The sequence below is a fragment of the Bacillus sanguinis genome (assembly GCF_018332475.1).
In the GTDB taxonomy this organism is placed as follows: domain Bacteria; phylum Bacillota; class Bacilli; order Bacillales; family Bacillaceae_G; genus Bacillus_A; species Bacillus_A sanguinis.
The window spans coordinates 1-17,763 of the sequence record NZ_BOQB01000008.1 but is presented as its reverse complement, the minus strand read 5'-3'; the positions used below and the strand labels follow the sequence as shown (position 1 = coordinate 17,763).

At 34.1% G+C, this 17,763-nt stretch carries 24 protein-coding genes and 1 pseudogene; 14 read left to right on the top strand and 11 right to left on the bottom strand.

From position 1 onward, the window contains the following. Window positions 1-155: 155 nt before the first annotated feature. The gene (locus KI369_RS00975) at window positions 156-791 is read right to left on the bottom strand and encodes a DUF1796 family putative cysteine peptidase (protein ID WP_212954792.1); all 636 of its coding nucleotides are present in this window, start codon (window positions 789-791) and stop codon (window positions 156-158) included. Between the two features lie 137 nt (window positions 792-928). Between KI369_RS00975 and KI369_RS00970 the strand changes: the two genes are divergently transcribed. Beyond that, window positions 929-1,762 carry an EcsC family protein gene (locus tag KI369_RS00970; protein ID WP_212954791.1) on the top strand — a complete coding sequence of 278 codons (834 nt, stop codon included), beginning with the start codon at window positions 929-931 and terminating at the stop codon, window positions 1,760-1,762. A gap of 31 nt (window positions 1,763-1,793) precedes the next feature. Here the strand turns inward: KI369_RS00970 and KI369_RS00965 are convergent, their stop codons facing one another. Further along, window positions 1,794-2,456 carry a YitT family protein gene (locus KI369_RS00965; RefSeq protein ID WP_212954790.1) on the bottom strand — a complete coding sequence of 221 codons (663 nt, stop codon included), beginning with the start codon at window positions 2,454-2,456 and terminating at the stop codon, window positions 1,794-1,796. Between the two features lie 854 nt (window positions 2,457-3,310). Here KI369_RS00965 and KI369_RS00960 point away from each other — a divergent pair. Further along, the gene (locus tag KI369_RS00960; protein WP_212954789.1) at window positions 3,311-3,505 is read left to right on the top strand and encodes a hypothetical protein; all 195 of its coding nucleotides are present in this window, start codon (window positions 3,311-3,313) and stop codon (window positions 3,503-3,505) included. Window positions 3,506-3,533: 28 nt separating this feature from the next. Here the strand turns inward: KI369_RS00960 and KI369_RS00955 are convergent, their stop codons facing one another. Further along, the gene (locus tag KI369_RS00955) at window positions 3,534-3,851 is read right to left on the bottom strand and encodes a radical SAM protein (protein WP_151626262.1); all 318 of its coding nucleotides are present in this window, start codon (window positions 3,849-3,851) and stop codon (window positions 3,534-3,536) included. A 166-nt stretch (window positions 3,852-4,017) separates the two neighbouring features. On the opposite strand from KI369_RS00955, the gene KI369_RS00950 reads away from it, so the two are divergent. Beyond that, window positions 4,018-5,223 (top strand): argininosuccinate synthase, encoded by a 1,206-nt coding sequence (locus KI369_RS00950; RefSeq protein WP_212954788.1) that lies wholly within the window; start codon window positions 4,018-4,020, stop codon window positions 5,221-5,223. Further along, entirely contained in the window at window positions 5,220-6,611 is a 1,392-nt protein-coding gene (gene argH / locus KI369_RS00945) for an argininosuccinate lyase (protein ID WP_212954787.1), read from the top strand. The genes KI369_RS00950 and argH overlap by 4 nt, the downstream gene beginning before the upstream one ends. Window positions 6,612-6,663: 52 nt before the next feature. On the opposite strand, the gene KI369_RS00940 is transcribed toward argH, so the two are convergent. Together KI369_RS00940 and KI369_RS00935 are read right to left on the bottom strand one after the other, a co-directional pair. Then, a complete protein-coding gene (locus KI369_RS00940; RefSeq protein WP_212954786.1) occupies window positions 6,664-7,230 on the bottom strand; it encodes a DinB family protein in 567 nt (188 codons plus the stop codon). A 95-nt stretch (window positions 7,231-7,325) separates the two neighbouring features. Further along, the gene (locus KI369_RS00935; protein WP_000342755.1) at window positions 7,326-7,505 is read right to left on the bottom strand and encodes a hypothetical protein; all 180 of its coding nucleotides are present in this window, start codon (window positions 7,503-7,505) and stop codon (window positions 7,326-7,328) included. A 95-nt stretch (window positions 7,506-7,600) separates the two neighbouring features. Between KI369_RS00935 and KI369_RS00930 the strand changes: the two genes are divergently transcribed. Beyond that, entirely contained in the window at window positions 7,601-8,305 is a 705-nt protein-coding gene (locus tag KI369_RS00930; protein WP_212954785.1) for a hypothetical protein, read from the top strand. Window positions 8,306-8,616: 311 nt separating this feature from the next. Here KI369_RS00930 and KI369_RS00925 read toward each other — a convergent pair whose 3' ends face one another. The 3 genes from KI369_RS00925 to KI369_RS00915 all read right to left on the bottom strand — a co-directional run bounded on the left by KI369_RS00925 (window position 8,617) and on the right by KI369_RS00915 (window position 10,651). Next, window positions 8,617-8,973: a DUF6572 domain-containing protein gene (locus KI369_RS00925; protein WP_014893481.1), complete on the bottom strand. Its 357-nt coding sequence runs from the start codon at window positions 8,971-8,973 to the stop codon at window positions 8,617-8,619. 11 nt (window positions 8,974-8,984) lie between these two features. Continuing rightward, on the bottom strand, window positions 8,985-9,905 hold the full coding sequence (locus tag KI369_RS00920) for a WXG100 family type VII secretion target (RefSeq protein WP_212954784.1): 921 nt from the start codon (window positions 9,903-9,905) through the stop codon (window positions 8,985-8,987). 287 nt (window positions 9,906-10,192) lie between these two features. Next, on the bottom strand, window positions 10,193-10,651 hold the full coding sequence (locus KI369_RS00915; RefSeq protein ID WP_001066672.1) for a universal stress protein: 459 nt from the start codon (window positions 10,649-10,651) through the stop codon (window positions 10,193-10,195). Window positions 10,652-10,798: 147 nt separating this feature from the next. Between KI369_RS00915 and KI369_RS00910 the strand changes: the two genes are divergently transcribed. Together KI369_RS00910 and ald are read left to right on the top strand one after the other, a co-directional pair. After that, window positions 10,799-11,590: an SDR family oxidoreductase gene (locus tag KI369_RS00910; RefSeq protein WP_212954783.1), complete on the top strand. Its 792-nt coding sequence runs from the start codon at window positions 10,799-10,801 to the stop codon at window positions 11,588-11,590. Between the two features lie 213 nt (window positions 11,591-11,803). Further along, complete coding sequence (gene ald, locus KI369_RS00905) at window positions 11,804-12,937, top strand: alanine dehydrogenase (RefSeq protein ID WP_001219405.1); 1,134 nt, start codon at window positions 11,804-11,806, stop codon at window positions 12,935-12,937. Window positions 12,938-12,988: 51 nt separating this feature from the next. Here ald and KI369_RS00900 read toward each other — a convergent pair whose 3' ends face one another. Further along, window positions 12,989-13,414: a hypothetical protein gene (locus KI369_RS00900; protein WP_212954782.1), complete on the bottom strand. Its 426-nt coding sequence runs from the start codon at window positions 13,412-13,414 to the stop codon at window positions 12,989-12,991. After that, window positions 13,411-13,674 (bottom strand): helix-turn-helix transcriptional regulator, encoded by a 264-nt coding sequence (locus KI369_RS00895; RefSeq protein ID WP_002003636.1) that lies wholly within the window; start codon window positions 13,672-13,674, stop codon window positions 13,411-13,413. The genes KI369_RS00900 and KI369_RS00895 overlap by 4 nt, the downstream gene beginning before the upstream one ends. Window positions 13,675-13,805: 131 nt before the next feature. On the opposite strand from KI369_RS00895, the gene KI369_RS00890 reads away from it, so the two are divergent. From KI369_RS00890 to KI369_RS00860, 7 genes and pseudogenes are all read left to right on the top strand, one after another. Further along, complete coding sequence (locus tag KI369_RS00890) at window positions 13,806-14,174, top strand: hypothetical protein (RefSeq protein ID WP_212954781.1); 369 nt, start codon at window positions 13,806-13,808, stop codon at window positions 14,172-14,174. 44 nt (window positions 14,175-14,218) lie between these two features. Continuing rightward, window positions 14,219-14,551 carry a cupin domain-containing protein gene (locus KI369_RS00885; RefSeq protein ID WP_212954780.1) on the top strand — a complete coding sequence of 111 codons (333 nt, stop codon included), beginning with the start codon at window positions 14,219-14,221 and terminating at the stop codon, window positions 14,549-14,551. Beyond that, window positions 14,548-15,336 (top strand): GNAT family N-acetyltransferase, encoded by a 789-nt coding sequence (locus KI369_RS00880; protein WP_212954779.1) that lies wholly within the window; start codon window positions 14,548-14,550, stop codon window positions 15,334-15,336. The genes KI369_RS00885 and KI369_RS00880 overlap by 4 nt, the downstream gene beginning before the upstream one ends. Window positions 15,337-15,338: 2 nt before the next feature. Continuing rightward, window positions 15,339-15,683 carry a DUF6176 family protein gene (locus KI369_RS00875; protein ID WP_212954778.1) on the top strand — a complete coding sequence of 115 codons (345 nt, stop codon included), beginning with the start codon at window positions 15,339-15,341 and terminating at the stop codon, window positions 15,681-15,683. A 72-nt stretch (window positions 15,684-15,755) separates the two neighbouring features. Then, a complete protein-coding gene (locus tag KI369_RS00870; protein ID WP_212954777.1) occupies window positions 15,756-16,211 on the top strand; it encodes a GNAT family N-acetyltransferase in 456 nt (151 codons plus the stop codon). 140 nt (window positions 16,212-16,351) lie between these two features. After that, a pseudogene (locus tag KI369_RS00865) lies at window positions 16,352-16,543 on the top strand (hypothetical protein); the annotation flags it as partial. A 63-nt stretch (window positions 16,544-16,606) separates the two neighbouring features. Further along, window positions 16,607-16,813, top strand: a complete 207-nt coding sequence (locus KI369_RS00860; protein WP_048544386.1) for a hypothetical protein — start codon at window positions 16,607-16,609, stop codon at window positions 16,811-16,813. Between the two features lie 14 nt (window positions 16,814-16,827). Here the strand turns inward: KI369_RS00860 and KI369_RS00855 are convergent, their stop codons facing one another. Next, a complete protein-coding gene (locus KI369_RS00855; protein WP_212954776.1) occupies window positions 16,828-17,655 on the bottom strand; it encodes a DUF2785 domain-containing protein in 828 nt (275 codons plus the stop codon). Window positions 17,656-17,763 lie beyond the last annotated feature (108 nt).

The following is a 17,763-nucleotide window of genomic DNA, read 5'->3' as shown; positions in this document are numbered from 1 at the left end:
CAAAGAAGTTAGGTGGGGGATCAACTGTCCGTAAAAGTCCGATTGGTTCAACTAATAATCAGTGGGGGATGAACAAAAACCCCACTGATTAAAGTTTCACTTTATTTTGTATAAGGATAATTATAATGTGTTTTGTAATAAAAGGTGTCGTTTATTTAAGAGTGTGGTCTAATCGTGATCCCATCAAATAAGTCATTCCAAAATGCTTCATTGTACTGATATACATCCATAATAGGGCATTTTATAGCGCAAATATTTTGTAATCCCCAATCTTCTTCTACAACAGTTGGTACATCTTCAGGAATGAGTAATAGGACGGAGAATGTATGTTTAACTATTTGGGATAAAATGTGTTCCAAGGAACGTGCTTCTTCGTATGTTCCTCCAGTTCGAATAAACAATGTGGATTCTGCCGTTTCAATTGTAGTTAGAAAACGATGAATTCGATGCTCATAATTTAGCTTGATTTCTGTATAAGAAGGCCAAGAAGCTGGTGTATTTACATCTGTTTTAAAGTCATGACAGGAGTCAATTTCATAAAGATTGTCCCTTAGTCTTAATTTCGCATCATCATCCCAAAATGAGATAAAGGATAAGTTTTCGAGTTGTAAAAAACGGTCAAATCGATTTTGTAATAATACATTCACTTTTTCTAATGAAGGGCTTAGCATAAAATCAATAACACCAAAGAATGGTGATAATTCGAATTGATATAACGCCCAAGCAGGCCAGCAGTTTTGTCCTAAGCTGAATACGGCATTATATTCTTTTTTTATATTGGATAGATTCATGAGATTCATCTCATCCTTTTTGTTAATATTTTATGTCACTAAAAAATGGTGTGTGAATAAAGACAGACAAGCATATTTGCAAAGAATAAGCAGAAATATGTTACAATAGAAAAAAATCGAACGAGGTGGTTGTTACGATGCGATCGAAGCGAGAACAAGCCATTTTAGACAATATAAAAGAATGGGAATCGCAATTAGTTGAGCAAGAAGCGACTGATTTTCAAAAAATGTTTGATAAATGGGTACATAATACAATTGCGAAATTGCCTGAGAAAAAACGAAAAGATTTCTTTACGAAAGCAGATGGATGGCTCTTTCATTTACATGCATTGATTCAAAGTTCACAATCACAGTTAGATGCGCGTAATCGTATTTTAGGAACATCGAGATTGTTTGATGAATCGATTGATCAACTAGAAGATTTAAAAGCATTATCTATTGATCAATTAACATACATAGCAGAGCAGCAAACAGCACGACATCGCCTATATTCATTCGTACAAGGCGGAGCGACGGGTGCTGGAGGTTTATTATTATTAACAGCTGATTTTCCAGTTATGATTGCGTTAAATGTGAAGGCTGTCCAACTTATTGCAACATCATTTGGGCATGATGTGAACAAGCCTTATGAAATGATGCTTGCGTTAAAGGTATTTCATGCGTCGTTGCTACCAGGAAGACTTCAGCAATATGCATGGTACAATTTACTGCAAGAGCTAGAGCAAGAAGATTCGTTCTTCTATGAAGGGGACGAAGCGGTATTACAACCAGCTTCTACTGAAATCATCTTAAAACAAATTTTGAAAACATTTTCGATTTATGCTCTTCGTCGTAAATTATTCCAAGGTATTCCGGTAATTGGAATGGCGATCGGGTCTACAGTGAATTATCGTTTAACAAGAAACGTTACTGAATTTGCAAATAGATTTTATCAAGTGCGCCACATAGTCGAGAAGGAAAAAAGAACATAAAAAAAGCGAGAGGCCGAAGCCTTTCGCTTTTTTAATTTGTTGCATGCTTTTTGGACATTGGAATAGATACTGGTTGCTTTTCTTCTGCTTTTTCTGTTTTTGGATAATAAATTAAATCCAATGTTTTTGCCTGTACGGCAATCGAAAGAATAGTAAATGCAATTTCTGTCCAATTTAAATAATATAATGAAAGCGCAAGAACAATCGCGTCAAAGACGAAGAAAATTTGCCCAATTGTAAAACGAGTTCGTTTACTTAATACAATTGTTAAAATATCGTCTCCGCCGGTTGCACCGCCAAATCGCAATATAAAACCGAGTCCAATACCAGCTAATGCACCGCCAACTACTGCAGCTATAAATAAATTGTTTGATAAATCGACCGTAAATGGAGAATAATTCTCCATAAGAGAATAAAATACTCCGAATGAAATTGAACCTAAGAATGAATAGCCAACCATTTTTTTACCTAAAAATGAAGCACATAGTAAAATAATTGGGATATCCATAATTACAGTTGAAATAGATGGTGAAATATCATAAAAATTTTGGATGAATAGTGCGATACCTACAAAGCCACCTTCTGTTAAGTGGTTTTGGAAGTGAATGTGATATAGCGCTGCTGCTAAAATAAATGAACCGATTAAAACCATAAAAACTTCTTTAATAATTTGTCGACTTTGGATGTTCCTCATCGTTATTCCTTCTTTCCGTAGTTAGTAGTCCTTTTTGTGTTGTAAACTAACTACGAGCTCACATGTAGCTTTCAGTTAGTTTACGAAAAAACTAACTACGCTATATGTCGCTGAAGAAATAACGAATAATCCTCTCGTCCATCAATTCTCCCTACCTTCGTTTTAGTTTAAGTCTTAAAACGACTAAACAAAACGTGGAGTAGGATTCTTCATTTAGCAATCCTGCTCTTCTTTGTTTTGTTTAGCTAGTAACAATTAAGTCCTAAACAAAACGCTATGTGTAAGAAGAGTCTTTTTTTTGCCAAATTATCCTTCGGGCAATCATAATTTCCCCACTCTCGTATTTTTTTCGCTAGACTAAAGTATCTGAGCTGAAAAATACGCTACGTGTATGATTCGTCAATACGATGCCACATGCTCCTTCGAGCGATCATGATATCAAAATCCCTTCCTTCAAGATTTATATTATTATATCATACTTTCAAAAAATGTATGCGGATGGAAACCGACAATAAACGGAGGGAATCTACAAAAATTGTTATGTTTAAATATTTTTGTAGAAAAGCCTACGTTATTTCGGAGAATTGGACAGTTTTTAACGGTTTGTCCAATAAGTAAGAAAAAATGAGTTTTATTCAGTTGTATTCTTTTCATCACTTTTATCTTTAAAAAATGCATCCCAGCTAATCACACTTAAAAAAGTTAAAGCGATAATAATGAAAGCGCGCATAAACTTTAGACCTCCTTTTGTACATAGTATATGAATGATTCAATTCAGAATGTGTCATTTTTTTACAAGTCTTAACTATTATGAGAGTATATTAATATAGATAGATAAAGGAGAGATTGAAGGTATGCTAAAAGACATGTTCAAAAGAAAAGAATTAACATGTGTTATATGTCAAAAAAAGATTCAATATGAAGAAGAGCTAGTTGCTTTTGTGAAACTGCCTAAGGAGAGAAATCTGTTAGTAGGTCCATTTGATGTATGTTTGGCGAAAACTGCACAAGAAATATATTGTAAATCGTGTTACGACAAAAAAGCATGACCCAAAGTAATTGAGGGGCATGCTTTTTTCATTGGTGTGCCTTCCCCTCAGATACATTTTGAGTGAGTCGATACCAAAGCCAAAGATCATTAATGATGGAAGCGAGATCGGCAATTTCTGAATTCAGTTTGCAAGAAATTTCGAAGTCTTCTTCGTTATTTAAATGATGTTGTTTTGCATTAATATAGTGTTCGAGTTCTTTTATACGATCAGGAATCTTTCCGCGAACTTGTTCCCATTTTAGTAAAATAGCGTGCTGTGTTTTTTCAGAGATGTCATCCCATTCTTCTTGTATATTCGGCACTGCAATTCCTAGATGCTCATTGTATATAAAATATTTTTCCATACATACACCTCCATTTTCCTGCCTCTATTTTACATAAAAAAAGAAAGAAGTTCGACGAAATTGTTTGAAAAAATTTGAAAATGACTCTTGATACATTTTGTAAAAGGTGTTAAAGTGTGAATTATTATAAAAGAAAATGAATATTTATTCTTTAGGGGGATGCAAAATGGAGAAGAAAAAAGTGGTATTAGCATATTCCGGAGGCCTTGATACTTCCGTTGCAATTAAATGGTTACAAGAGAAGAATTACGATATTATCGCGCTTTGTTTAGATTTAGGGGAAGGTAAAGACTTAGCATTTGTAAAAGAAAAGGCACTTTCAGTAGGTGCAATTAAATCATATATGATTGATGTTCAAGAAGAATTTGCAAATGAATATGCATTGATGGCGATGCAAGCGCACACGTTATACGAAGGGAAATATCCTCTTGTCTCTGCATTATCTCGTCCGCTTATTGCGAAAAAATTAGTAGAAATCGCAGAACAAGAAGGAGCGACTGCAGTTGCACACGGATGTACAGGGAAAGGGAATGATCAAGTTCGTTTTGAAGTTTCTATTCAAGCGTTAAATCCTTATTTAGAAGTAATTGCGCCTGTACGTGAATGGAAATGGTCACGTGAAGAAGAAATTGCCTATGCAAAAGAAAATAATGTACCAATTCCGATTAATTTAGATAGCCCGTTCTCGATCGATCAAAACTTATGGGGACGCAGCAACGAATGTGGCATTTTAGAAGATCCATGGGCAGCGCCGCCAGAAGATGCATATGAGATGACATTGTCATTAGAAGATACACCGAATAAACCAGAATTTGTAGAAATCGGCTTTGAAGCAGGCGTACCAACTACTTTAAATGGCACTGCATATTCACTTTCAGAATTAATTAAAACGTTAAATGCGCTTGCTGGAAAACATGGCGTTGGACGTATCGATCACGTAGAAAATCGTCTTGTCGGTATTAAATCGCGTGAAGTATACGAATGTCCAGCAGCGATGACATTAATTACGGCGCATAAGGAACTTGAAGATTTAACACTCGTAAAAGAAGTAGCGCATTTTAAACCGATGATTGAGCAGAAAATAACAGAACTTATTTATAACGGTTTATGGTTCTCACCTTTAAAACAAGCACTTCATGCATTCTTACAAGAAACGCAAAAGAATGTAACAGGTACAGTGCGTGTGAAATTATTTAAAGGCCATGCGATTGTAGAAGGACGTAAATCTGAGTACTCTTTATATGATGAAAAACTAGCAACATATACTGCCCAGGACGAATTTAATCATGATGCAGCAGTGGGATTCATTTCATTATTCGGTTTACCGACGAAAGTATACAGCCAAGTGAATCAAAAGAAGGTGAAAGCGTGAGCAAACTTTGGGGCGGACGTTTTACAGAAGAAGCGGAAGCGTGGGTTGAAGAGTTCGGAGCATCCATCTCCTTCGATCAACAATTAGTTAATCAAGATATAAATGGGAGTATTGCACACGTAACGATGCTAGCAAAGCAAGGCATCGTTACGAAAGAAGAAGCTGAGAAAATAAAGGTAGGGCTTCAGTATTTATTAAAAGAAGCAAAAGAGAATAAGCTTCAATTCTCAGTAGAAGCAGAAGATATTCACTTAAATATTGAAAAAATGTTAATTGAACAAATTGGCGAAGTAGGAGGGAAGCTTCATACAGGCCGAAGCCGTAATGATCAAGTAGCGACTGATATGCATTTATATTTAAAAGAAAAAGTAGAACATATTATTAAAGCTACAAAACAATTGCAAACGGTTCTTGTTCATCAAGCAGAAAATAATATTGAAACGATTATGCCTGGTTATACGCACTTGCAACGTGCGCAGCCAATTTCATTTGCACATCATATTCTCGCTTACTTTTGGATGTTAGAGCGTGATGTGAATCGTTATGAAGATTCGTTAAAGCGTATTAACATTTCGCCATTAGGATCAGGAGCGTTAGCAGGGACAACATTCCCGATTGACCGAGAATATAGCGCAGAGCTTCTTGGATTTCATGGAATCTATGAAAATAGTTTAGATGCAGTAAGTGATCGTGATTTCATACTAGAGTTCCTAAGTAACTCATCTATGCTCATGATGCACTTATCACGATTTTGTGAAGAACTTATTTTGTGGAGTAGCCAAGAGTTTCAATTTATTGAAATGAGCGATCAATACGCAACAGGAAGCAGCATTATGCCACAAAAGAAAAATCCAGATATGGCGGAACTTATCCGTGGAAAAACAGGCAGAGTATATGGTAATTTATTTAGTTTACTTACAGTCATGAAAGGGTTACCACTCGCTTACAATAAAGACTTGCAAGAAGATAAAGAAGGAATGTTTGATACAGTAAAAACAGTAGAAGGGTGCCTTCATATTATGGCAGGCATGCTAGAAACGATGACTGTCAACAAAGAAAAGATGGGGCAAGCTGTAACTAAAGATTTCTCAAACGCAACAGAAATTGCTGACTACTTAGCAAGTAAAGGACTCCCATTCCGTCAAGCTCATGAAATTGTTGGGAAGCTAGTGCTACACTGCACACAAAAAGGAATTTATTTAGTAGATGTACCACTTGAAACGTATAAAGAAATGAGTTCGTTATTTGAAGAAGATTTGTATGAAGTTCTTTCGCCATATGCAGCTGTGAAACGTCGTAACAGTGCTGGCGGTACTGGATTTGAGCAAATTGAAAAAGCTTTGGAGAAGGCGAAAGGATTAGCCATAGAGTTTGTTGGAATTAAATGATGCATAACATAGAAGGTAAGGTGCCTTATAGAAAGCACCTTACTTTTTGTATTTAGACTTTTAGCAGTGTATCTATCATTTTATAATTATTTTTCATAATCATAAAATGATGTTTCTCATGTATTGCTAATAGTTGAATAGATTGAATGAGGTTAGGATAGTGAGCAATTGGATCAAAAAATACGATATGTCCTGCAATATTTTCTTCTATATTTTGAACGAGCCTTTTTATTTCATCTGTTTCACGTGCAAGTAATTCTTCTAATTCAGTTACATTCATAGAGTGATAGACTTTTTTTGAGGGGATTAAAATCCAAGGTGCTTTCATTCCTTTATCATGTTTTTCTTTATATTCGGCGTAAATGTCATGTATGTCAGTTGCAAATGGGGCATTTTTTCTTAGTTTTGCATAAGGGATAAGAGTGAGAGAGAATTTAATCGCTACTTTGAGCATCCTTGCAATTAAATATAAGTGATAAAAGTGTTCACCAATAGACCATTTTTTGTCCTCTTTCCTATACCATAGTTGTTCTTGTGATAGTGAATGGAGCTGAGGAAGGGACTCGTTCCTTTGTATATGTAATGTATGAAAATGTTTTGAGATATTTTCAGATTTCATATTTTCGTATCCTCCACTTTTTTCCTAATTATAACATTTTTCGTGTAAATGTAAGTAAGCCTAGAGCAATCTGCTCTAGGCTTACAATGTATCGATTAATCATACTTATGTCTATCTTCTGTAATTCGAATATACTCAATATCCATCAAATCTCGCAGCAATGCACCATTACTTAGTTCAATTCCGTGTGTTTCTCTAAAATGTGCGCGAATCGTATCTAACATTTCGATTTCTTTCCCATTCACATCTAAAATAATACGTTCAGAATCATCCATGTTACATCCTCCTTTTTTAAACATATATATTTTGTCCGTCTATTTCTAAAAAATGTATGTTAATGTAATGTTAGGAAATAAGAAGGGGATGGAAAATGAGACGTATTTATTTTATAGGGTTAATTTTGTATACGCTAATTGTATTGCACGTTGCATTCCCAAATATCTTTTCATTTGAGGATGTAGAAACAGTACACATCGGGATATTTATCTTTACTCTATTTGTAGTAGATTGCTGTATTTCAATATGGCTTTCGAAAAGAAAAGATGTACAAGATAAAAAAGAAATGGAACGAAAAAAGAGAAAACGTTCATTTTGGATAACAACGTATTGTTTTTCTTTAGTGATTGCTGCCGCTTTTTTTAGTGAGCATATTCCATTAGAAAGAGTAAATATTGGATTTGGAGCGTTCGTATTTGCATACTATTTTTTCATGCACTTTCTTCCCTATATGAAAGAAAAGCGAGGAGAAGAGGAAGATCCGCTTGTAGAAGAAGCGAGAGAAAAAGAGCATAAGAGAATAGAAGAAGATATAAAGAAACTCGGAGAACAAAAATGGTATTTGAAATCAAAAATTATATATGTTCTTTGCTTTATTACGCCGCCAATTGGTTATTTGTATGTTTTCTTGCTTCGTAAAAAAATGACAGAAGATGCAAAGAAAACATATTTAACCGTCGCTACGATCATGATGGCACTGTGGTCCTTAAAACTTCTTCCGCCTTATGTGTTGGCGATCGTTATTGTTGTTGTGGTTTGTTTTGTGTTTATAGTGAAGTATCTTACATCAAAAAGTTAAAAAGCTATTTTAAACCCCGTACTAAATTTAGTACGGGGCTATGTTTGTTTGAGATTGTTTAATTAAATAATCTTATTGTCACTTTACAAGAAAAATATCGTTTTTGGGATGGGAGTTTCTCTTAGTTTGATGAATATTGTTACGAATAGCTTTGTAGTATCCTGCAATAATTATTGTGAAAAATTCATATCGGTTACACCTCTCTTGCCCTGTGAAATTAGAGAAAGAAAGGATATAACCTCCTATCACACACCAGCACTTACTAATTCTGTTATACCACATTAAAGTATAAGAGGGTGTGAAAAATCAGATTATTCATGGGTGCTATTTATTGATTCCATTGGTCGATAATTAAATTGCAATCCGTAACCTGCTTCATGTAAATGGTCCTGAACTAGGGTATAAAATTCTTTACCATATTCATTCCGTTCATGTAGCGCATATACTTGAATTACAAATTTATTTTTTTCGATTGTTTCAGGTGTTGTTTCATAGATTTCCCCACTTTCAATAAATGCTAGATATCTATTTATCTTTTCTTGTAAAAGTAATGCATGCTCATGTTCTTCTTCCCAATCTAATGCATCAAAAATAGTTAAATATACTATATCTTCATTTTCATTATCTAGAGAAATTAAATCTACTTGATCTATGTCATGTAGTGCCATATAAAAACCTCCTAGTCATTTTTTCGTATTACTGTAACTTTAGTTGGTGGAATCTCTTCAAGATACTCAAAAGGTGGCTTGCTTCTACTTCTAACAATTGCACCACTCTCTTCAATCTCAGGGAATGCTTTTTTCTGATTTTTTGTAAGAGGTGCAGTTGGTGAAGATTTTAATTCAATCAAATCTATTTTACCATCTACATCCTTCCCTGCTATATCTAAACGTGTTCGAACCCCTGATTTTGTCATAATCGTGACTTGATTATTTAATTCCGATTGTGCTTTTTCTTTTCGTATAGTTGCTTCCATCTCTTTTTCAAAAACATCCCCAGCTTTTGTATTTTTTGCTAGAGTTTCTCGTCTTTTTTCTAGTTGTGCTGCGGCGTCTAAAGCATTTGTAACTTTTTTTCCTGATTTCAGTATTTTAACGCCTTTTCCGATAGGTGTAATACCAGCTACTACCATTACTCCAGCTAAACTACGTTCCCACCATGAAAGTTTTTTACCTGTATCAGGATCGACACCTTCTGTGACACGTCTTATATCATATTCTCCTGTTAACTCTCCTGCCAAATCTCTAGTTAGTTTTCCCATATCAACTTCTTCATTTTGAGCTGAGGTAGTGCTAGTATTCGCATCGCTATTTTTAACCGAATTTCCTCCATAGAGTTGATCTGCATTTCGGAATTTATCAGCAGCATGTGTGAGTTGATCTGCAATATTATCTAAAGTTTGGAGAACAGAAAACATTTTTGGTTTAGCATCATTAAACATTTGATAAAAATGATTACTTGTTGCACCACTCCATTGAGAAGCGATATATTCAGTTTGATTGTATAAATCTTTATGTATATATTCTAGGCTGTTTCTAGCATTTTGTACTGTTTTAGCTACCTGTTCTAACCTTTCAGGCGTAACCTTTATCTGAGTCATACCATCCCTTCTTTTCCTAGTATTTACAATCTGATTATATCAAGGGAATATTCTGTGTGTTTATAAAATTTAAAAATGAATCAGTTTGAATGCTAATCTCCTGGAGGATTCAATGTAAAAATGGGGGGAGATTAACAAACTCTAAATGTAGTAATAAACAAGCGATAAAAGCTTAAAAAATAGGCGTATCTAACACTGTGTTAGATACGCCTTAACAATATATCTTATTTATCTTTAATTACTTTAGATTCAGTACTGCACATTAAATTTAGTGTTTTATCTATAAATTAAAGATCACCTTGCTCCTCATCACCACGAACAACAAGGACATCGCATTTCGCATAGCGAATAATATGTTCAGAGACGCTACCAATTAGGAAACGTTCTACAGCATTTAAACCAGTTGCACCACACATAATTAAATCTACTTTATGGTTTGGAGCGATTTCTTTTGAAATTTTAGATTTAGGATTACCAAATTCTAATACAGTTTCAATTTTTTCAAGGCCAGCTTCAAGCGCAGTTTTTTTGTAGTCTTCTAATAAGTCTTCTGCAAATAGATTGGCACGTTCAGCAATTGCACGGCTATAAGCTTCTACTGCTGAGTATGCTTTTACATCAACGATATGAGCAATTGTTAATGTTGCATTGTTTCGTTTAGCGACTTGAATTGCCTTTTTAAAGGCTTTTTCTGCTTCTTTAGAACCGTCCACCGCGATTAAAATATTTGTATATGTATTATTCATAGTAAATTCCTCCCAATCATTTTTATTACCATTTACAACTTTATTATAAAACAAATTTTGGTAATGTGCTTGTCGGAAACGTTACAGAATTTCGAAAACTCTGTTTCAATTCATTTTAGTTGTAATTGGTGCGAGAACTTGTTACATATGAACTATAGCAATTTAAAAGGAGGCAGTTTTGTGAGACATGCGCTCATTACAGCCGGTACGAAAGGTTTAGGAAAGCAAGTAACAGAAAAGTTATTGGCAAAAGGATATTCAGTAACAGTAACATATCATAGCGATATAACTGCTATGGAAATGATGAAAGAAACATATAAAAATAAGGAAGAACGTCTACAATTCGTGCAAGCGGATGTCACGAAAAAAGAAGATTTACATAAAATAGTAGAAGAAGCGATAAGCCGTTTTGGCAAAATTGACTTTTTAATTAATAATGCTGGTCCATATATATTTGAACGAAAAAAGTTAGTCGATTATGAAGAAGATGAATGGAATGAAATGATTCAGGGTAATTTAACAGCGGTATTTCATTTGTTGAAACTTGTCGTTCCAGTTATGAGAAAGCAGAACTTTGGTCGTATTATTAATTACGGATTCCAAGGAGCAGATAGCGCACCGGGATGGATTTATCGTTCAGCTTTTGCAGCAGCGAAAGTAGGACTTGTTTCATTAACGAAAACAGTTGCTTATGAAGAAGCAGAATATGGTATTACTGCAAATATGGTATGTCCTGGTGATATTATTGGTGAAATGAAAGAAGCGACAATTCAAGAAGCACGTCAGTTGAAAGAACATAACACACCAATTGGTAGATCTGGAACAGGTGAAGATATCGCAAGAACGATTTCGTTTTTATGTGAGGACGATTCCGATATGATTACCGGTACAATTATTGAAGTAACTGGTGCAGTAGATGTGATTCATAGACATCGATAGAGCGAAATAAAGTGAAGTTTCGAATAATTGGACAGTTTATCCTTTACGCTGAGAAGTATGGATAATACTGTCTTTTAATCTAAGATTAAAACTATCGGAAAACTTGTATTATTTTTTGTCAAATATTGAGATATTATGTTAAAATATAAGAGCGTAGAAAGCGCTTTAAAAAATGATTCAGGGGTCATTTCATAACTCAAGGGGGAACTAATAATGCGTATCGGTATTCCAACAGAAATTAAAAACAATGAAAACCGCGTGGCAATGACGCCAGCGGGAGCGGTACATTTAGTACAAAATGGTCATGAAGTTTTTGTTCAAAAAGGAGCAGGTTTAGGATCTGGCTTTACAGATGAAGAATACGTACAAGCTGGTGCGAAACTTGTTGAAACTGCTGAAGAAGCATGGAATCAAGATATGGTTATGAAGGTAAAAGAGCCAGTTGCAAGTGAATACGGCTATTTCCGTGAAGGTTTAATTTTATTCACATACTTACACTTAGCTCCAGAACCAGAATTAACGAAAGCATTAATTGATAACAAAGTTGTATCAATTGCATATGAAACAGTACAATTAGACAATCGTTCATTACCATTACTTGCACCTATGAGTGAAGTAGCTGGTCGTATGTCTGCACAAATCGGTGCACAATTCCTTGAGAAAAACAAAGGTGGTAAAGGTATTTTACTTGCAGGCGTTCCAGGGGTAAAACGCGGCAAAGTAACAATTATCGGCGGTGGTCAAGCTGGTACAAACGCAGCGAAGATTGCAGTAGGTTTAGGTGCAGATGTAACAATCATCGACTTAAGTGCAGAACGCCTTCGTCAACTAGATGACATTTTCGGTAACCAAGTAAAAACTTTAATGTCTAATCCATACAACATTGCAGAAGCTGTAAAAGAATCTGATCTTGTTATTGGTGCGGTATTAATTCCAGGTGCAAAAGCGCCAAAACTTGTAACAGAAGAAATGATTCAATCAATGGAACCAGGTTCTGTCGTTGTAGATATCGCGATTGACCAAGGTGGTATTTTCGAAACAACTGACCGTATTACAACTCACGACAACCCAACTTACGAAAAACATGGCGTTGTTCATTATGCAGTTGCGAATATGCCAGGTGCGGTTCCACGTACATCAACTCTTGCATTAACAAACGTAACAGTACCATATGCAGTGCAAATTGCGAACAAAGGCTATAAAGATGCTTGCCTAGGCAATACTGCATTACTAAAAGGTATTAACACATTAGATGGCTATGTAACATTCGAAGCAGTTGCAGAAGCGCACGGTTTACAATACGCTGATGCGAAAGAGCTACTTGAAAAAGCTCCTGCTTTATCATAATAGAAATACATGAAAGCCCCTCCTTTTGTAAGGAAGGGCTTTTTATTTAGGCTAATTGTCTAGTTTCTTTACAATTTTCAATCCGAACATCATTGTAAAGAAAAGAATGCCGAACAAATAATATAAGGCATACTCAACTCGTATCACCGAGTTTTTGTCAGTGATATATAAAATAAATAGTATTGCAGAGCCGATTAAATGAGAGAGACCAAAAATTTGTGCCATAAGTTTTAAACTCATCTTCTCGATTCTTTCATCCATCTCAGGTAATGGATACTTCTCTGCATCGTTCTTTTTTTTCTTAAAGAATATTCGTTTCGCTACTAATAGTATCAAGGTCAAGAGTATGTATACGCCAGCGAATAGAAGGACAGAACTAATCTTTTCTTCGTCATTACTACTGAAATAAAGAAAAGATGATCCTAACACTAAAAAAGTAAGATGTGAAATGAACTTTTGATTAAAAGTATTTTTCATTCTTTTTCCTCCCCAGTTTTATCTAATTGAAATAAATCCTCTACTTTACAGTTGAAAAACTCACATAATTTCAATGCTAATTCTAAACTTGGGTTGTATTTATTCTTCTCGATAGCGATGAGGGATTGTCTAGTGATTTGAACAGAGGAAGCTAATTGTTCTTGGGTGATGTCTCTAACGACGCGGAATTGTTTTACCTTATTTTTAATCAAATATACAAAGTCTCCTTTTTGTAAATTTGTTACATTTATTATATCCATTTTTAGGTAATAAGTAAATAAAACTTTACAAAAAGTAAACAAAGCTTTACGTGAAATATAGCTTGTTACAATGTTGTTTTTTGTGATAATTTGGAATTAAATGAAAAATAAAAGTCAAAAGAGGGGATTGGGTGGGGAGCAAAAAGAGGAAGCAAAAGCAAGCTAAAAGACAAAAGTACATAAAGAAAAAACAGGAACAGAACATACCTTTTTCACAAAAAGTAGTCCTTATAATTGAAAAAACATTTCGGTATATTTGTATGGCTCTGTATGTAATTTTGTGTATGTATTCATTTGGAGTGTTTTACAGTTTTGAGATAACTCCTAATATTATTGAGAGTATTTTAGAATTTCTCCTTGTTGCAATAGAATTAGTCTTATTCTTTATATTTTTTGATACAGTATGGCCTAGTCATGAAAGTAAGAAAGATAAGCAAAGAAAAATGAGCAAAAAATCTTCATATGCTTCAAGCTCATCAAGTGATGGTGGAGGAGACTAAGCTAGTTTTTCAGAAGAACGACTAATGAAAGGATGGGACGAAAGATGGAAACTGTGAACTTAATAGAATTAACAAAGGACATTCAAGATCAGCATAAAAACTTCGTCGTTTCAAATGTAAATAGTCATTGCTTACGAATCGCTGTATTTACTGGTGAATATGATTGGCACTATCATTCTAATTCGGATGAATTATTTATTGTACTAGAGGGAGAATTACTTATCGATTTTGAAGATGGAGAAACGGCAGTTTTAAAGCCAAATGATTCTATCTTAATTCCAGCATGCACGATTCATAGAACGAGAGCGTTAAAGAGAACGGTAAATCTTTGTTTTGAAAATATAGCAGCTGATACGATTAAAGTGGAGCAATTATGAAAAAGTTATCTGTAGCCCAGTATAGAAAAATCCTTCCGATTTTAGAAAGTCATACAAAAACGACGACGTTTGCTTATGCGGTATGTGATCAAATGATAGATGGTGAGGTTTTTACAAACGAGAAATTAACAGCAGGACTAATTCGTACAGCTAATGGTATCTATTATTTATTTGGTGATACGGATGATCAAAATTATAATGAAGATTTATTTATGTATTTAAAAATGGCTATTGAAAAAACAGAGAAGAGATTTACATTGTTCACTTCGAGTGACGAGTGGGAAATGATGTTAGAAGAGCGTTTTAGTAATGTACTTCGTAACATCCCGCGAATGAAATTTCAAAGCGTAACCTTTGAAGAGAAAAAACGAGATTGTAACAAAAGTACATATGAAGTGAAGCGTATTAATAGAAGAGATATAGAACGAAGCAATGAATTTACAGAGGAGTACTATAAAGAATATTGGGGGTCAAAAGAGCTATTTTTGAACAGTGGTTTCGGATTTTGTATAGAACAAGATGGGATAATTGTAGCTGAATGTGTTTCGATATTTAATGGGAATGGATTTGCTGAAATTGATATTGCGACGCATAAAGCATATCAAGGGAAAGGATTAGCTCAAGCTGTTGCAACACGGTTTATTGAACATTGCATGCAAAATGATATTACACCGTGCTGGGATTGTTATGTAGACAATATTCCTTCGCAACAATTAGCTAGTAAATTAAGTTTTCATAATCCAATAGAATATAGATTGTTTGTACGTAAGAAAACGGGGGAATAAAAATGAATGTAGAGTTAACGAGATTTAAAGTGAAACAAGGTAAAAGTCATCGTGTAGATGAATGGATGCAGCTTCTTAATGAAAATATGAAAGAAGTGCTTTTGACATTAAACGACGAAAAGATGTATGTAGAGACAATTTTCCGGGAAATAAGAGATGGAGAAGAGTACTTATATTGGTATTCTGTGCAAGGAGAAGGCGGGGCTCTTGTCGAAAATTCTCATCATGAAATTGATAAAAAGCACTTAGCGTTTTGGTATGAATGTATTGATGAAGAAGCACCCCCTGTTGATATGAAAACAGAAGTCGTTATGATTCAAGATGTTGTGAAGGACGCGATGAAATAATAGATTGGTATTTTATAACCGTAAAATGGTCATTTTTTTGGTTGGAATATATATTATTGGAGATGCGGTAGGATGAGGATTAGTAATAAATATATCACTCTCGATGAAATAGAAGTAATAAGAGAACCTTTAAATAAATTGCATGAATATCATAATAATACATCAAAACATTTTTCTGGTGACTATCCAAGAATGACGTTTGAGGAACGTATTGAAATTTATAAACAAAATTCAAAGTATGGAGAGTATAGAATTGAAGTATTAGTTGAGGCGGAAACAGATAATATATTAGGATGTTGTATAGCGTATAGCAAAAGTGTAAATGGAAAGATTGAAGTTTTATTCGTTGATGAAAAATACCGAAGAAACGGATTTGGTTTGAAATTAATGAATAGTGCAGTGGAATGGTTTAAAGCGAAGAAGATAGATGAAATTGAATTAACAGTAGTGTACGGAAATGAAGCTGTATCGTTTTATGAAAAGCTGGGGTTTTATCCTCGTTCAATTATTATGGAAACTAAGTCATAACGATAGTATGGAGAGAGATGAGTGAGAGTTTTTGTTTCAAAAAAGTGATTTATATGTTAATAAAATATATGTGAAGGGCGCATCAAAATAGATGTGCTTTTTTATTTTGAAAAAAATTATAGAAAAGCTGTATTTGGATATCTTTAAGTGAAAATAAAGGGGGATATCAAAAATATTTTAGGGAAAACTATAATGAGATGAAAAATTTCGTAGTAAAAGACTTACAAATATACGGTGTAGTTGTAACGCGAAAAACAGAGGATTTACAAAGTTTACAAGGGGCACCATATATTAAGGCTGCTGTTAGAGGTGTAACAGTTGAGAAATATTGATTACAAGAGATTAATGTGAATAATCAGAAAATTTATGTTATAATATGGGAAAAGGAGGTTCATATGAGGCAAATACATGGAGCAATTTATATTTACATAACTATATTTTTCGTGGCGATATCCTATGGATTAGGGCACGTGTATTCGCATCCTATACTAACTTTTTTAAGCGGAGCATGTATGGCGTTTGCGCTTCTTGTCCACCTTTTCTCAGTTTGGATCGTGAAATTTCAATTAAATATTAGTGAAATAGAAGAAGGCACTTTTTAAGTGGCCTTCTTTTTTTAATAATATTTTGGAAGTTCTTGTAGCAATTTTTCAATTTCACATTCGGTTTCTTTACATATGGAAAGTGTACGTAGTCTGAAAAATAAGCTACGTAAGAAAGATTTAATATTTCCGTATAGAAATTCGTATGATTCAATATGTAGCGTGGATTTTTTTACTTGTAATTGAGCTACTAAATCATGCAGGGCTAATATGAGTACGTCTTCCTTTAGACCATTTTGTAGCATTGTGACAATTGGATAAACGAGACGTTCATCTTCTTCATATTTGTAATAGATGGAATGAACACAAACTTTGTTTAATAAAGTTTGTAATATTTCTTCGTAATATAAAGTTTTAAGTTTAGGATTACGAACAAGCACCTCAAACGTATCGGAAGCATGAGCGATACTATGTGCCCAGCCATGGTCTCGCACATATCCACGGAAATCATGTTCATTGTTCATATATAGAATTAATTGATCTTTTACATTTAAAATATCATTCTGTGATAAGAAATTATGATTTGTATCGGCATCAATAATGAGCGCAATTAATAATGTTGTAAATGCACGGGTAAATACCGCATCTTCGTCATCTGAATGAATTTTATAAAATAAATATTTTTCACCGATGCTTTCTAATAGTAGTTTCTGTAATTGCGTGTGTGAAATGTATTGCTTTTTGATGAGATGATAAAAAGCAGAGCAGATAAGTTTGTCTCTTAAATAGCCATCAGTAACACCGATATGTTCAAGCATATTGGAACTTAAAGAATCAATGTTAACTTTGTTATCCAGTATGTAATTATTATTACGAATTTCTTCTAACTGTTGTTGTAACATATAAACCTCCTATTTTAGAAAATTCTGTATTTTAATAGTATAATAAGAGGAAGAAATAGGAAATAAAGTGAAACTTTAATCAGTGGGGGGTTCATCCCCCACTGATTA